The 17,021-nt window shown below is 59.2% G+C and carries 1 protein-coding gene; it reads right to left on the reverse strand.

Annotated features, from left to right (window positions below; translation table 11 throughout):
• Nucleotide 1: 1 nt before the first annotated feature.
• A complete protein-coding gene (locus BT199_RS12860; protein ID WP_083535074.1) occupies nt 2-16,990 on the reverse strand; it encodes a hemagglutinin repeat-containing protein in 16,989 nt (5,662 codons plus the stop codon).
• Between the last annotated feature and the right edge of the window lie 31 nt (nt 16,991-17,021).

A 17,021-nucleotide genomic window follows, 5' to 3' on the forward strand; every position in this document is an offset into this window, starting at 1 on the left:
TTCAATCACCAATACGTTTCATATTCACGTCAAAAGTACCCAGTCTCGTATCTTTCGAGCCAAGCGCTTTAACCGATTTAGCTGCTTTCCATGCTCCTCCGTTATGTCCGTCAAGGTCCCTAGTGATATACAAATTCCCCTGTTTGAAAACAGCCTGCCCATCATGAACTGTTTCGTTGATTTTTTTATACCCCAATGCTTCTGCAGCCTGCTTGGCCTCCTTATTTGTCCTATAGACAGGTTCGGCAAGAGGGCGAGGAGAATTTGCCTCGGAATCTTTACCGCCCTTACCTTTTCGAGCAGGCATCGCCCCAAATAAAATACTGGAAAGTAGCTCACCACCGCCAATCAGATATTTGTCGCTGTCATACGTCGGATTCAGCTCGGTCCCTTCGATGATTTGAGCGACTTTCTTTCCGACGAACGCATTCGCTTTGTCTATATTCTTCGAGATCGCCTGCCCCGCCTCGGTCCCCTCAACAGCCTTCATCGCAATGAATTGAGCAACCCCTTTCGGGCCTTGAGCCGCGGCCAACACATAGGCTATGGCTTCCACACTCTCAGGATGTTTGTTTTTATAAGCCTGTATTTCCCCGAGTTGACGAATCAGACCTTGAAGTTCTTCAATCCCTGTCGGGTTGACTTCCGACGTATCCAGTACCACTGCCTGAGGGTCGGGTTTATAGGTGCTCGACTCAACAAGCTTCTGCGCGTCGCTAAGCACCTGGGGTTCGATCCCATTTAACGACGCCATACTTCTCAGGACGCTGTCGATGAATTCGGGATCCCCCATTTTTGCCATTGCCGATCGAGGACTCATACCAGAGAGAATGAGGGCTTCAAGCGTGCTTTCTGCCAAGTCTTTGCCGGCCATGGCTTCTGCACGAGCATCCATCGGACGGCCCTGCATGACTTCCACTCGATTGACTAATGCATGCAATGCCCCGGCGGCCTTGTTGAAGTTGTCCAACGCCGTTTTATCGTAATTGAGTAGCCCATCAGACCATTGCTTCAGCGTTTCTCCAGGTTTGAGCACAGCATCAATGGACGAACTACTCGCATACAAATCCGTTCGTTTTTCATCATCCTTGGTGATCTCATAGGCCTTACCCACATCCCGGTTCAACCCGGCCGTAGAGTCACCTCCCGTCTCAGCATCCTTGCGCACAACGACTTCACCTGCCCCCACCGTGGCGCGGACAATCTGTTCACGTTCTTTCTCGTAGTTCCAACCCTCAACGCTCCAACCGGTCTTACCTTCCTTGCCTTTGCCCGCCTGGCTGCTGTCTTGTACGGTGTTGCCTTTGCTTTCACTGCTCCCGGCTTTATAGGTGCCGCCTACGTTCAGGTAGTACCCATGCTCTTTGTCTTGCCCGGCGATATCGCTGAAGCCGAGGGTGCCGGTGTCCAGTTTCAGGTTGCCGTTGTCAGCGGCGATGACGGCTCCGTCGATCTGGGTATGGTTCTCTGTTCTGATATCGACGGCATTTTTGCCGGTGATACGGGTTTGCTCTTCGACCCAGTCCGTTTTGCCTGTGGTCTTGCCAAAGCCGACCGAGCCGCTGACACCCGCACCCGGGCCGATGGTGGCCGTAACGCTGATATCAAACTCTTTGCCCTTGACCTTGCCCGTATCAGCGACCGACGAAACCTTGAGGTCGCCGCCCACGCGCCCCACCACTTCGTCGCCTCTGAGGTTCGCTCCGCCGATGGTGGTGTCTTTGCCGCTGGCGAAACCCAGGCGGTCGCCGGCATAGAGATAAGCCTCTTGTTGGCGTTGGCCTTCTCGCTCCAGGTTACCCTTGCCCATACTGACGCTGACGTAGACGCCAATACCTTCAGAGCCAAACGTCAGACCTGCTTCCCCGCCGCCACTGTGGCGGTTGTTTTCGCTGTTGCTGTCGTTATGCGCCGAACGAATGTTCAAATCGTTGCCGGCATTCAGCTCGATATCTCGCTGAGCTTTAGCCTGCGTTCCAACCAAGTTCAGGTCATTGCTGGCCTTGAGGTTGATATCGCGACCGGCTTCCAGCTGTGAAGCCGTAGACGAGCCTTGGGAACTCTCGCCCGTAGCCGTGCCGAAGCTACCGCCAGCGCCCAACTTGATCCCGCCGCTGGTACCGCCATGAATGCCGCCCCAACTTTGGGTGTGGGTGGTTTCTTCACTAATCCCGCCCTTGGCCACGTCCAGCGTGACGTCACGTCCTTTGATATTGATGTCACGTCCGGCGTCCAGGTGGCTTCCCTTCACCAACACATCGTTGCCAGCGTTAAGGTGCAGATCGTTACCGGCGCTTAGCGTCGAAGAGCGATTGGTCTGCTCGATAACCTGCTGGCTGTTGGTCTGCTTACTGTTGCCGAACTTCCCGTCCAGCGTCGGCCCACTGACAAACTGACTGACCGAATCAACTGCTTTGAGCGTGCTTGAGCCCTTGCTGACATTGTCCTCGCCTTTCCCTGCTCCGCTGACAGCGTCCTTGGTATTAGCGTAGTTATGGTTGATCGAAACACCCAGGCCGTTGCTCTCTTTCTCGCGTATCTGCTCGGTGAGCACACTTTCACGCGCAGCGTCGATATTGATATTTCTACCCGCCGTCAGCTCGATATCATTGGCAGCGCCCACATCAGAGCCGCGCTGGTTGATATCACGCTTGGCGTTGATCGCCACATCTTGCCCGGCATTTATCTGGCTGCCGGAAGCGGTTTTGTGTTCGACACGGTTTTTCTCCGAACTGCCTTCGGTGCCGGCGAAGAGGCTGATGCCATCGCCGTTACTGGAAATGCTTGAACCCGTCTGTTTTTTCTTCTCCCACGTACGTTCGCTGCTGGTGTCTTGCGCGGCGACCACATTGACGTCGCGCCCTGCATCCAGGTTGACATTGCGCCCTGCGCTGATGCCACTGCCAACCAGATTGATGTCGCGCTCAGCCTGCAAAGTTGCATCGCGCTCGGCACTTACATGGCTGCCCACGCTGGTGCTGCTCTGAGCTTCACGACCGGCCTTCTTAGCGGACGAAATGGCAACCGATGTTGGCCTTTCCGTGTAACCAAACTTCTTCTTGTGCTCTTCACTGCGGCTATAGGCCGTGTCGTTCGCAGAAATCAGGTTGATATCACCCGTGCTATTGACCAGCCCGGAGCGCAGTTCAGTGTCGTTATCGGCACTAATCTCACTGGCCCGCACCCGCACATCATTACCTGCCGCCACCACCACGTCATTGCCCGCCTCCAACTCACTGCCCACTTGGCTCGCAGTAGTCTTCAACTGGCTTTTGCCACTTTTGGACAGCCCCAGGAACCCGGACTTGGTCTTCTTGCTGTAGGAACCATGCTCCTCGACACCCGACAACACCGCAATGTCACCCGTGGCCCCCAGCAACATGTCGCCACCGGCCTTCAACTGGCTGCCGATCACGGTGACGTCACGCCCGCCATCGATGCTCATCCCGCCATCAGGCTTCTTGGTGGTATTGATGGTCAGGTCTTTACCGGCTTCAACGACCGAGGCCACGTTGGTGCTGTCGTAACTCTCCCGCTGTTGGCTTTTGCTACGACCGAATGAGCCCTTGCTCTTTTTCGAGTAGAACGAAGCGTCTTCGTCCAGTGCCGACAGGATGCTCACATCGCGCTGTGCATCGAGGGTCACGTTGCCGCCCCCGGCAATCCGGCTGGCGGTGAGTTCCAGGTCTTTACCGGCATTGAGCGACACATCGCCGCCGGCCGTCAGCACGCTGGAAACCTGGCTGATGTGGTCCTTGGACTGGGTGACCTTCTTGGACTTGCTGGAGGAATGCTGTTCGTCGGCGGCCGACGAAATGCTCAGGTTTTCGGTGGTCGTAATGCTCAAGTCACGCTTGGCGTCGATGCGGCTGGCAATGGCGCTGAAGTCACGCCCTGCCGATACCTTGAGGTCACGGCCTGCCTCCACGCTGGCACCGTTTTGCGTCACGGTTTCGGTGCGCAGGCGGCTGCCCAGATCCAAGCCATTGCGTTGCTCAACGGCATCGATGTGCACATCGCGGCCAGCGACCAATGTGGTGTCACGTCCGCTTTGCAGTACGCCACCGGTATTGGCGATGTCACGACCTGCATTCATCGTCAGGTCATTGGCAGCCTCGATGCGTGACGCACTGTCGAGATAGTCGCGTCGCTCGGCAGTACCGTTACCAGTGCGGGTCACGGCACGCTCGTTGATCACATCCCCCTTGATCGCCGTCAGCGTGACATCGCGTCCGGCGATGATGCCGCCGGACTTGTTGACGATGTTGTTACCCGCCAGCAGGTCGAGGCGGTTGCCGGCTTCGATCAAGCCGCTGTTGATCAGGTCATTGCCCGCTTTGGCGGACAGGTTGTTGGTGGCACGCAGGGTCCCGGCGTTCTCCAGGTTTTCGCCGGCGATCAGGTTAAGGTCGTTGCCTGCGATCAATGCGCCATTGGGTGCAAGACGATTGTCGGCCTGGGCCATGTACAGCACCGGCACCAGCACCTTTTCACCGTTCACTTCGTGCTGTTCGAGCCAGACGATGTCATGGGTCAGCGCCGCGACCTGTTGCGAGGTCAAGGTAACGCCCACTGCCAGGTTCAGTTGCTGCTTGCTCTGGATCGCATTGTCCATCAGGTACTTGAACAGCTTTTCGTCGGTGTTCTGGCCGTCGATAAAACGCTGCCCTGTGCGTGCTTGCACGGCCTGCTGGATCAAGCGTTGTTCATAGAGCCCGTCGCCCAGGCGCTTGGCACTTTCGTCCGGGTTGTAACCCAGCCCTGCGAGCAAGTAGTCGGAGCTCATGAACTGCTTGAGGTCGGTGAGCACCGGGTTGGTTTCGATCAGGTATTTATGTGGTTGCGACTTTGGCGCGGTAGGCGTGAAGCCTTGCACGCGGTTGATGGTCTGGCTGGCGACCGGAGTGGTTTGCGCCAGCGCATTGACCGGCTGGGCAATCACCTCCGCGACCTGGGTTGGGCTGCTGCCCGCACCTTGTGCGACGGGTGTGTTCACCACCGGCTGCACGCCTGGCATAACCGGCGTCACGCCAGGGATGTTCAACGTCGGCCGAGCGGGCTCGCCCGGTGTGGCGACCTGAACGTGGGTGTCCCTTTGGGTCAGCGCCAGGTCTGGCTGATCCGCAGGCCCTGTGACCTTCGCCACTGGCGGCGTTGAACCGCTGGACGGATCTTGGGCGTTGATACCGTCGCCCCGGGCGATTTCACCTGGGGTGATCTGGCTGGGCGTCCAGCCACTGCCGTTGGCCACATCGCCGGCCCCGGCAACGTTAAGTGTTCTGGTGGTGGCGGTGACACCACTGACCTGACGTGCAGTGGAGTCCACCTGACGCGTAGCTGCGCCCTGTTGAGTGACGCTTTTGAAATCGAAGGTGCGCGTTTCAAGCGCCGGTTGTGCATCCTGGCGTTGAGCCAGTCCGAGGGTCGCACCGCCCATGGTCCAGCTTTGTGGGCCACTGGTGGCTTGGGTGGCCTGGGCATCCTCACCCGCCCGGCTACTGAGGCGGAACAGTCCGTGAGTGCCCGTGGGCAAGGTGAACCCGCGTAGCGTCAAGGGGTTGACTTGTTGTTGGGCCAAGTCCGGTGGCAGCTGCGCATTCAAGTCGATTGCAACAACAGCATTATTGACTGGACGAGTGGCATCAAACCCACGTCCGGAACCTGTCGATATCGGCTGGCCCTCTTGGATGACACTGTTGACCAGATTCTTGCTGGCATTGATTTGAACCGCACCGCCAGCCTGAACGATGGCTTGGGCAGTGCCTGCACTGCCGGGCTTGGAGATCATCCGCTGATCGTAGAAATTGACTCCACTCAGAGTGGCCGGTAATGCCGACCTGGTGCCCGCGTTGTAGGCTGGCGCAGGAAACAGGGCTTGGAAATTGACATTGAAGGTCGTGTACGTTTTCCAACCAAACGTCAGGTTGGTTTGTCGCTGAGCCGTCCCCCCCATTCTTGTGTAGGGCGTCACCATCGACTCGTTCCAGTTTTGATCCCAGAAATGCAGGGTTCCCGCGCGTCTCGAACCGGAGCCTTGAAGCTTATAGGACGGATCATTCGCAGCGTTGTAATCCATGATCGAACGCCAGAAACGGGAGATATTCTTGTCTTCCTTGAGGTTAGGAAGGTCGAAAGACTTGAGAACCGAATACTTTCCTAATGTGGCGCCAACGTTACTGAAGTTTTCCAGCGCAGCACTGATATTGCCGGTGGCCGAAATAACCGAGGCAGAGTTCAACAGGCTACGTCCCTGAACATCCAGGTTCCTGCCGGACGAGATGCTTGCGGACACCGACTCCGCATCCACCTTGGATTCATATTCTTCCATCAATACCATGTGCCCGGCCCGTGCCGACGTGCCTCTCATCCCGATAGCGCCGGAAACCAATGTCGATGAAACATTGAAGAATTCTTTTTTGTTTTCTATCGCGCCCACATGGAGCGTCATATCGCCCGCGCTTTCCAGGTTGGCCGAAATATTGTTCAGGGTGCCCGCCCAATTGCCCTGTATATCCCGGGCGACAAAGAGTTTGCCCAGGCTGTAAACATCCGCGTTTTTATTGGTAAAACTCTCGGCCAGCAGCGACATGTCACCACCGCTGATGATCGCGCCGCGCTCGTTGAGCAAGGTCTGCGTGTCAATCAGCATGCCCTCACTGCTGCCAAGAGTGCCCGCGTTAGTCAGCGCTCCAGCACTGATCGCCAAATTGCCCATGGCGCTGATACGGCCCGAGTTAGTCATTTGGCCTGCGACGCTGATGGTAGCCCCCCGGCCCCCCGTAATACTTGAAGCAGCATCAAGGTTTAACGAAGCGGCGCCGACGTTCAGGGTATCTACGCTGCTGATACGCCCACTGCCGCCGTAGGTCCCCGTTAGCCCCAGGCTGAGCGTGCCATCACTGGCAATCAACCCGTTATTCACCCAACTGCCACCCTTACCTTCCAGGTGCGTCGAAGCCAGCAACTGCCCGGTTTCCGTCTGGGTAAAGTGATTGACGTTGACGTTCAATCGCCCTGCCTGAATGACACTGGTGTTGGTCCAGGTATCCGCGTTCAGAGTCAGGCCACCACGAGTTACAACAGTGCCGCCCGCGCCGGTTACGTTGGGCAACGAGATGTCGAATGTGCCCTCACCCACATGCAGCAATTGGCCGCCGTTGTTCTGGAAGCTGGCGGCCGCCAGGGTCAGGTCCTGGTTGGCGGTTTCCACGGCGCCGTTACGGTTGTCGAACACGCTGCCGATCTGGAACTCTGTCTTGCCGGCGCGTCCCAGGGCGCGCAACTTGCCGCCCTGGTTATCGATGGCGTTGGCGGCCACGGTCAGGTTGTTGGTGCTTTCGATCAGGCCGTTGTGGTTGGTCAGTTGGCCATCGAGGCCAAGCGCGATCTGGTCACCGGCAATCTGGCCGGCGCTGTTTTCCAGGGCGCTGCCATTGATGCGCATCAGGCCCTTGGCATACAACGCGCCCTGCTGGTTATTGAGGGTGGCAACCGTCAGCCATGCATCGCTGGTTTGCGCGCCGAGATAGCCGCCCTGATTATCGAATTGACCGGCATTGAGTAGAAGGCGCTGGCCTTGAATCAAGCCGCCCTTGGGGCTGCCATTGAGGTCATGGCCATTGCGAAGCACTCCCACCACACCGGCTTCAATGGCGCCCTTGAGACTGGCGAGCACACCGCTACGGTTGTCGAGGTTCCCGGCCTTGAGGTGCACGTCACCGGTCTGGCTGATGATATTGCCGCCTTGGTTGTCGAGATCGCCATTGACCTCGACACGCAGGCCGTTCTGCCCCTGCAACTTGCCCTGCGCGTTCGTCAGGCCAAAGGCGTTGATGCGCAGGTCGCCGTCCTGGCTGTAGATCAAACCGTCAGCGTTGTTTTGAACGATGGCGCTGGCATCGATGGCCAGCGGACCTTTGGCCGCGACGGTGCCGCCTTGGCTGTTGTTCAGGCCGCCCATGGCCAATGACAGGCGTCCCTGGCTGGCCAGTTGGCCGCCTCGGTTATCCACCTCGATGGCGCGCTGGAGTACCAACGACCCAGTGCCTGCGATCTTGCCGTTGACGTTGCCAAGGTTGCCTTGCAGGTTGAGCACCAGATGGTCGTTACCCATCAGCGAGCCACCGGTGTTGAGCAAGTTGCCACCCAGGAAGTTCAGGTTGCGCAGGGCCGTGATATTACCGGCACTGTTGTCGAGGTCGGCCGCGCTCAGATCCAGCGTCGAGCCGCTGTCGATCAACCCACCTTGGGTGTTGTTCAATGCGCCAATCACGTTCAAGGTCTGCTGCGCGCCGCTGGAGATAACACCTTTGTTGCTGTTATCCAGGCTCGCGGCGCTGACACTCAACTGCCCTTGGCTGGCCAACGCCCCTTCGCCACTGTTGAGCAAGCTGCCACTGAGGCGCACGTCAAGGTCGCCGTTGCGACTGGACAGCGTGCCTTTGTCACGGTTATTCAAGTGAGTGCCGATCAGGTTGAGGCCCTGCCAACCCGATATCAGGCCGCCGCGGTTAACCACGTCGCCTGCATTGAGCGTGAGTAACTGTTGGCTGATAAGCGTGCCGGCGCTGTTGTCCAGGCTGCGCCCCGTCAAGCTAAGTGCATTTTGGCTGGACAGTTCGCCGCCCTGGTTTTGCAGGTCGCGTAGGCGTTTTAAGGTCAACGGGCCTTTGGCAAAGATCAGGCCCTTGCGGTTATCCAGATCACCGTTTGCCAAGTCGACGCTCAGGCGCTGCTCACCTATCAACCTGCCGCCACGCAAGGCCATGGACGTGAGCGTGAGGTCCATATCACCCTTGGCCGATACCTCGCCGGCGTCACTGGCGTCTAAACTCAGGGCATTGAGTTCCAGGCTGCCCTGGCTGTTGATCAGGCCTTTGGCGCTGTTGTCCACGGCCAACGCATTGAGCGTCAGCGCGCTGGTACCCAGCAGGCTGCCGCCCTGGTTATTGAAGTTGCCCGCGTTGACTATCAATGCCTGCGCGGCGTTGATCAAACCTTGTTGCCCGTTGCTCAGCAGCCCCGTGCTGGTCAATTCAAGGGCACCACGGCTGGTGAGCGTACCGCCGCTGTTATCGACCACGGCCGCTTGCGCACTCAGGCTTGCACCTGCAACCAAACCCTTGATGTTAGTGAGTACCTGGTCGATACGCAGTGTCAGGCCCTGGTTGCTGAGCAGGCGACCACCGCTGTTATTCAGGTTGCGCGCCACGATATTGAAGGCCTGGCCACTGGAGATTTCACCGGCCTGGTTGTTCACACCATTGAGATGGTTGAGCACCAGCGGCCCGGTCGCGTTGATGAGGCCCTGCTGGTTGTTGAGCTGGCCATTGTTCAGGTCCAGGGTCAGGCCCGCGTTGCTGAACAGCTTGCCACCTTGTTGATCAAGCCCATCGACGCTGGCCGTCAGGGCCTGGGCACTGCCGATGTTGCCGGCGCTGTTGTTCAGTAGCCCAGCCTTCAGCTCCAAGGTGTCGCCACTGGTGAGACGGCCCCCAGTGTTATCCAGCGCGCCAGTGGTTACACTGACCGCCCCTTTGCCACTGAGCACGCCCTTCTGGTTCCCCAGGCTAGCGCTGCGCAGTTGCAGCGTGCTGTCAGTCACGAGCTCACCGCCCTCGTTGTCCAGAGCCCCCTGCGAACCCAGCACCAACGCGTCGGCGCTGGAAATCCGCCCCTGACGGTTGACTACGCTCGCCGCATCGACGCGCAGGCGCCCTTCACTGTTGAGCACGCCTTGAGTGTTATTCAGCTCCCCTTTCAGCTCAAGTTGCAGAAGCTGCTGGGCGAGCAGTTTGCCGTTGCTGTTGTCCAGGTCCTGAGCGCTCAGCATCAGCCGCTGAGTATTGAGCTGGCCTTGGTTGCGATTAAGCAGCTGGGTGAGCGTAAGGTTTAAGGATTGCCCGGCCAGCACACGACCCGCATCGCTGTTATCCAAGGTGTGCCCTGTAACGGTCAGGTCGGCGTTGGTCGATAGTTCGCCACCACGGTTGTCGACCCGATCGACCAGCAGTTTCACCGCCTTATCGGCGCCAACCAGGCCTTTGCGGTTGTCCAGGACCGCACCACGCACATCCACGGCTGTGGTGCTGATGAGTTGACCGCCGCGGTTATCGACCTGATCGATATCAACCGTCACCAAGGCTTTGCCCGATACATCACCGTCACGGTTGTCGAGTCGAGCGGAAGACAGCCGCATGGCGCCGTCGGCAATCAGCGTTCCGCGCTGGTTATCCAGCGCCTGGGTGGCAGAGACGTCCATGACGCCACGACTGTTGAGCAAACCATCAGTGTTGTCCAAGCGAGCACTGTTGGCGTTGAGGGCGGCTGCGCTGATCGCACCTTTGGCGTTGCCCAAAGCGTCTTGAATCTGCAGGATCAGGCCCTGGTTACTGATCAGCTTGCCACCGCCGTTATCCAGGTTGCGAGCCGCCAGCACGAAGGCTTGCTGGCTGGAAATTTCGCCGCGCTGGTTATTGATATCAGCCAGGTTTTTCAACATCAGCAGCGGACTATTGATCAGGCCACCCACGTTGCTCAGTTGGCCGTGGTTCAGGTCCAGGTCGAGCTGGGTGTTGCTGAACAGTTCACCGCCCTGTTGATTCAGGCCGGTGATCGCGGCGGTAAGATTTTTACTGCTGGCGATACGTCCGCTGTTGGCCACCTGGGTGGCTGCCAGGTCCAGGCGATCAGCGCTGGTGATACGGCCAGTGTTGTTCAGCGTGCCGGTGGCCAGGGTCAGCGCGCCACGGCTGTTGAGCAGGCCTTTGGGGCCGTTGTCCAGGCTCGCGCTGGTGAGCGTCAGGGCGGCATCGGTCTCCATGACGCCGCCCTGGTTGGTGATAGCACCGCTGGCAGCAAGTGTGAGCGCACCCGCCGAAGAGACGGCACCCGCGTCGTTGTTGAGCGTCGCGCTGCTCACCTGCAGGGTACCTTCGCTGCTGATTTTGCCCAGCTGGTTATCCAGCCGACCATCCAGTTCAGTGCCGGGAATGGCGACCAGCGACATGCTCAGCGATTGCTGGCCCGCGAAAGTGCCTTGGCCGTTATCCAGGCGCGCGCCGTTGAAGCGGTTGTCCCGGGCGAAAATCATCCCTTGGGCCTGGTTGATCACATGGGCCACGGCCAGTTCCAATGCGATACCGGCGATCAGTTTGCCCGCGCTGTTATCCAGGTGCTGCGCCTTGAAGTCGATGCTGCTCTGGCTGGAAATCTCGCCCGCACGGTTATCAATGGCGTCGACCGTCAGTTTCAGCGCTTTTGTGGCGCCTACCAGGCCGCCATCGCGATTGTCCAGGGAAGCCCCGCTCAAGCTCAGCTCGTCCTGGGCAACCAGTTCACCGCCCTGTTGGGCCAGTACACCGATAGTTGCCTGTAGATCCGCCTGGCTGGCGATTCGGCCAGCCGCGTTTTGCACATTATCGGCAGTCAGTCGCAGGGGCCCTGCTGCACTCACCAGCCCCTTCTGATTACGCAATTGTTGTCCGGAGAAGCTCAGGGCCGCTTTGCTGCTGAGCGAACCTTGCTGATTGTCCAACTCACCCACATTGAGCTGAAGGTCCTTCTGGGCAAGGATCACACCACCACGGTTGTCGACGTTGGCGCTGTGCAGCGTCAACAGGTCCTGCCCGGTCAGCCGCCCTTCGCGGTTATCCAGACGACCGGCACGCAGTTCCATCGCGCCTTTGGCCAACACTTGCCCTTTGGCCTGATTGTCCAGTAACCCATCAATCGTGGCCTTGAGTTGGCCGTCGCTGCCCAGTTTCCCGGCCTGGCGGTTATCCAGACTGGCGGCCTGCACGTTCAACGAGGTGCCGGCCCCGAGCGTGCCGGCCTGATTATTCAGCGCGCCCTTGACCTTCACATCCAGGCTGACATCACCGAGCACCTGCCCGGCAGTGTTATCCAAACTGGCCGCCTTCAGCTGCGTGTGGCCTGCGCTGACGATTTCGCCCTGGTCGTTAAGCAGGTCCTCATTGACCGCCAGGCGCGCATCCAGAGCGCTGCTGACCTTGCCTTCACGGTTGTCCAGGCGCGAGGCACCCAGCTCGACACCAGCGGCTGAAATCAGCCCTTTGACGTTAAGCAACGCCTGTTCGATTTTGAGGGTCAAGCCTTGGTCGCTGAGTAAGTTGCCGCCGCTGTTGTCCAGGGTGTCGGCACGCAAGGCAAAGGCCTTGGCGCTGGAAATTTCACCGTTACGGTTGTCGACGCTTTTGAGGTTTTTGAGCAACAACTGCCCTGGCGCGTTGATAAAGCCATCGGCGTTATTCAAGTGCCCCTGGTTCATGTCCAGGGTCAGTTCGCTGTTGCTGTAAAACTCACCGGCTCCGCGCTGGTCAAGGCTGCTGAGGCTGGCGTTGAGCGCCTGGCCACTGGCGATACGGCCCTCGAAGCGGTTGTCTACGTCGGTCGCTGTCAGGTTGAGGCGATCAGCGCTGGTGACACGGCCTTGATGTTGGTTAAGCAATACGCCTGTGGTCAGTTGCAGTGCACCGTCAGCCACAATGCGCCCGTGGCTGTTGTCGACACTGCCTGCATTCACCGTCGCCGTATCAGCGCTGAGCACCTCGCCGTTCTGATTGGCGAGGGCATTGGCGGCGCTCAACAGTAACGCCCCGCCGCTGCTGATACGCCCGCCGTTGTTGCCAAAGCTGGCGCTGCGCAGTTGCAAGGCGGCGTCGCTGCGCATGACGCCTTGGCTGTTGTCAGCCTGCCCGGCCAGGGTCACGTCCAGGTTGCGTTTGGCGTAGACACTGCCTTGGGCGCTGTTATCCAGGCTGGTTGCCTTGAGGTTGACATCCTGCTGCGCAGAAATCAGGCCCTTGAGCTGGTTGTTCAGCCTGGCGAGCGTCAGCTGGAGCGTACTATTGGCCAGTACGCGACCGGCATTGCTGTTGTCCAGCTCACGGCCCATCATCGTCAGTTCGGTAACGCTGGAAACTTCACCCCCTCGGTTGTCCAGCTTGCCGATGGACAGGTTCATGGCTTTACCCGAATTGAGCAACCCGGCCTGACGGTTGTCCAGCTCGTCCCCCTTGACTTGCAACTGCCCGACCGACGTGATGCTGCCACCTCGGTTATCCACGCTACCCACCACAAGGTGCGCCTCACCCTTGCTGGTCAGACGGCCCTTGGACTGGTTGTCCAGGCTGGCAGCATTGACCGTCAGCATCTGACCGGCAGCTAGCGTGCCTTTGTCATTGTTGACCGCGCCGTGGCTGGTCAAGATCAAGCGGTTATCGCCCTGGATGCGCCCTTGACTGTTGTTCAGCGCAGCCACTTCGACTGTCGAGTGCTGACCCAGCAATTCACCGTTGCGATTGTCCAGCACACCTTCTACGCCGAGGTTCAGGTCGGAAACGGCACTCAGTTTGCCGCCCTGGTTGTCCAGGCTGGCGCTGCTGACCTGCAAGGCTGCCGCGGAAATCAGGCCACGGGTGTTATCCAGTGCCTGGGCGATTCGCAGGGTCAAGGCTTGTTGGCTGAGTAACTTGCCGTCCGCTGTGTTCAAGGCGGTTGCCGCCAGCTCAAAGGCGTGGGCGCTGGAAATTTCACCGCCCTGGTTATCAACGCTGCCCAGTTGCTTGAGCAGCAATTGCCCCGGCGCGTTGATCAAACCACCGTTATTGTTTAGGTAACCACCTTGCATATCCAGGCTTACATCGGCTTGGCTTACGACATGCCCGTTACGACTGTTGTCCAGTGCAGTAACGGTCATCCCCAACTGAGTGGCACTGCGCAGTTCTCCGCCTTGGTTGCTCAGGTTGCCCGTTGCAATCTTCAGCTCGCCAGCACTCGATAGCGTTGCGTCATCGTTGGTTAAACCACCGGCATTGATGGTCAGGCGAGCATCGCTGCGCAGCGTGCCTTGGGCGTTGTTCAACTGACCGCCAACATCGACGCCCAGTTGGTGTTTGGCGTACAGGCTACCGCCCGCGCGGTTATCGATGCCTTGTGCACTGATCTGTACCTGCTGAGCGGCAATACGACCGTTGAGCGAGTTGTTCAAGTCAGCAACGTTCACCTGCAAGTCAGTGCCGGCGCTCACCAGCCCCGCTTGGTTGAGCATATTCGCGGCTATACGCGCCGTCAGCGACGCATTGCTGGTCAGGGTGCCCTGACGGTTATCCAGGCTGGCGCTGTTGACGGTCACGCTTTGCCCGGCGGCCAATGTGCCTGCCTGGTTGCTGATCGCGCCACCCGCTTGGAGCACCAGCGTTCCATCACCCTGCACCAGGCCCTGGTCGTTATTGAGCGTCCCAACCCCAAGCACCAGGTGCTTGCCTAGCACCTTCGCGCTGCGGTTATCCAGCTCGCCATCGACTTGCAGGTTGAGGCCCTCCACCGCAGCGAGTCGACCGGCCTGGTTAATCAGTGTGCCCGCACGTACCTCCAGGGCCTTGGCGGTTAACCCACCTTTGGTATTGTCCAGGGCGCGGGCAATGCGCACGCTCAAGGCTTGCTCGCTGAGCAACTTGCCGGCGCTGTTATTGAGTTGATCCGCATTCAGATCGAAGGCTTGGGTGCTGGAGATTTCGCCGCCCTGGTTATCGACGCTGTTCAGTTGAGTCAGCAACAACTGGCCTGGGGAGTTGATCAAGCCGCCTTGGTTGTTGAGGTGACCCCGATTGAGGTTCAGGCTCAAATCGCCTTGGCTGAAGAGTTGGCCGCCATTGCTGTTGTCCAGGTGACCTACGGTCAACTGTGCGCCTGAATCGGCACTGAAACTTCCGCTTTGATTGGCGAGCAAACCACCCACCCGGGCGTTAAGCCGATCACGGCTGTGAACTCGACCGCGTTGGTCGTTGAGCAAACTGGCAACGTCAATATCCAGGCCGCTGGCTGCAATCTGACCGGCACCATTGTTCAGTGCCTGGGCGATACGCAAGCCCAAGGCTTGATCACTGAGCAGCTTGCCAGCGCGGTTGTCGAGGCTGTTCGCCGCGACGCTAAACCCACGGGCACTGGAAATCTCGCCACTGCGGTTGTCGACGCTATTGAGATTATTCAGCGCCAGCTGGCCACTGGCATTGATCAAACCTGCATCGTGGTTGTCGAGGTGGCCGTTGCTCAGGTCCAGGGTTAGGTCGCTATTGCTGTAAATGCGCCCTTGGTCATGCTGGTCGAGGCTGGTGACACGGGCATTGAGAGCCTTGGCGCTGTAGATTGATCCACCTTGGCTGTTATTGACCGGGCCGGCCGCCAGTTCAAGGGCGCCACCACTGGCGAGCACGCCATGTTGTTGGTTATTGAAGTTCCCGGCATTGACCTGTGCAGCGGCCCCCGATTCGATGCGGCCCTGCTGCTGATTATCCAACGTGCCGGCGATATTCAGCCCCAGCTCGCCCTGGCTGGTGAGGATGCCTGACTGGCTATTGTCCAGTTGCCCCGCGTTGACCCGCACCATCTGCCCGGCCACCAGGCGACCGTTTTGATTGTTCACCGCCGCGCTGGCAGTCAAGCGCAGCGCCTGGCCCGCAGATATCAGGCCGGCGACGTTGTCCAGGCTGTCGACCTGCAAGGTGACGTCAGCAAGGCTTGAGAGCTCGCCCTTGCGATTGACCAACTGCCCGATGCGGCCACTGAGCCCTCGGTCGCCCACCACCAGGCCTGCGTCAGTATTGAGCAACTGCCCGGCATTGAGCTCAAGGCGTGAGGCGCTCAACACGCGGCCTTGCTGTTGGTTATCCAGTTCTTCGGTCGTCACCTTCAGCTGGTTTTGCGCGCTAAGGGTGCCGCCGCGGTTGTCGAGAGTGCCATCCACATTCACGGCTAGGTCACGACTGGCGATGACGGTCTTGCCGTTGTTATTCAACTGGGCGGCAGTGACGTGGATATCGCCCTGAGCATTGCGCGTCCGATCAGCGTTGACACCCGCTTCGATGACGCCGTTGTTGGTCAACACCCCACCGCTTTGCAGCGCCACGCGATCACGCGCAGCCAGGCTTTTTTGATTGAGCAAGCCGCCTTGCGTCTTCATCTCAAGCACGCTGCCCGCCGCGACCACGCCCTGGGCTTCCACGCTGCGGGCCTTCACGTTAATGGCGCCGGCCGCTGTTGTCTGGCCCATGACCACGTGGCCACCGGCATCGATCTGAATATCACCGCCGGCGACCATGTCCCCCGACAACTTCACACCGACACCCGCCTCGGTCCCCACCAGCTTGACTGCGCCCACATACATGCCGCCCAGCGCCGACGAGTCAATCGCCAGATCCGGCGCCTGGCTGCCATCTGCGGCCCGTGCGGTGGCATTTAAGGTGCGTGCGTCGACGTCATTACGACCGGCGATGACGGTGAGTTTTTTCGCCTGGATCTGGGCATTGATGGTGGTGGCGCGGGTGATGATTTCGAACTGATCGACGTTGCTGGCGTTCAGGCCGGCGCCTTCGATAGCAACACTGCCCTGGTCCACCTGGTAGCGATTGATCTGGCCGTTTTCAATCACGGCTTTGCCGGTGGTGAGCGTCGCTTGCGGGGTGTTGATAAAGCCGCAACCGTTACAACTGATGCCATACGGGTTGGCAACGATCACATGGGCCGATTGCCCGGCCACTTCGGTATAGCCGCGTAGTTGGCTGGGGCTGCCGCCGTTGACTTCGTTGAGAATGATATTGGCCGCGGTGCCGTGGAGATTGGGGTTGCCGACAATGATGCCACCCAGTTGTGTGGACTGGGTACGGTCAGTGGCGTTATTGAGGATGACCCCGTTGGCGCCGACGTTGTAGTCATGAAATTGGTTGTGCGAAAGACCATTGGCATTTGGCGTGGCGATGTTGACGATGGGCACGCCATTGCCCGCTTGTCCAACCGTCGTACCCGGCGCATTCACCACAATGCCGTCCGCCTGGGCCAGCAATGGGTGCCAGAACATCGCGTTGGCCAGGATTAACGCCAACCCACGTTTAGGCAGCCCCAGGAAATGGGCGCGGCTTTTTACGGCAGCAGAAGGCTGGCGCGCGAGGAATGCGTACTGGCGAACGTCCATGTCATGTCTCGAAGCCCGAAGGCGGTCAAAA

This window comes from Pseudomonas sp. NFR02, assembly GCF_900119375.1.
Taxonomy (GTDB): domain Bacteria; phylum Pseudomonadota; class Gammaproteobacteria; order Pseudomonadales; family Pseudomonadaceae; genus Aquipseudomonas; species Aquipseudomonas paracarnis.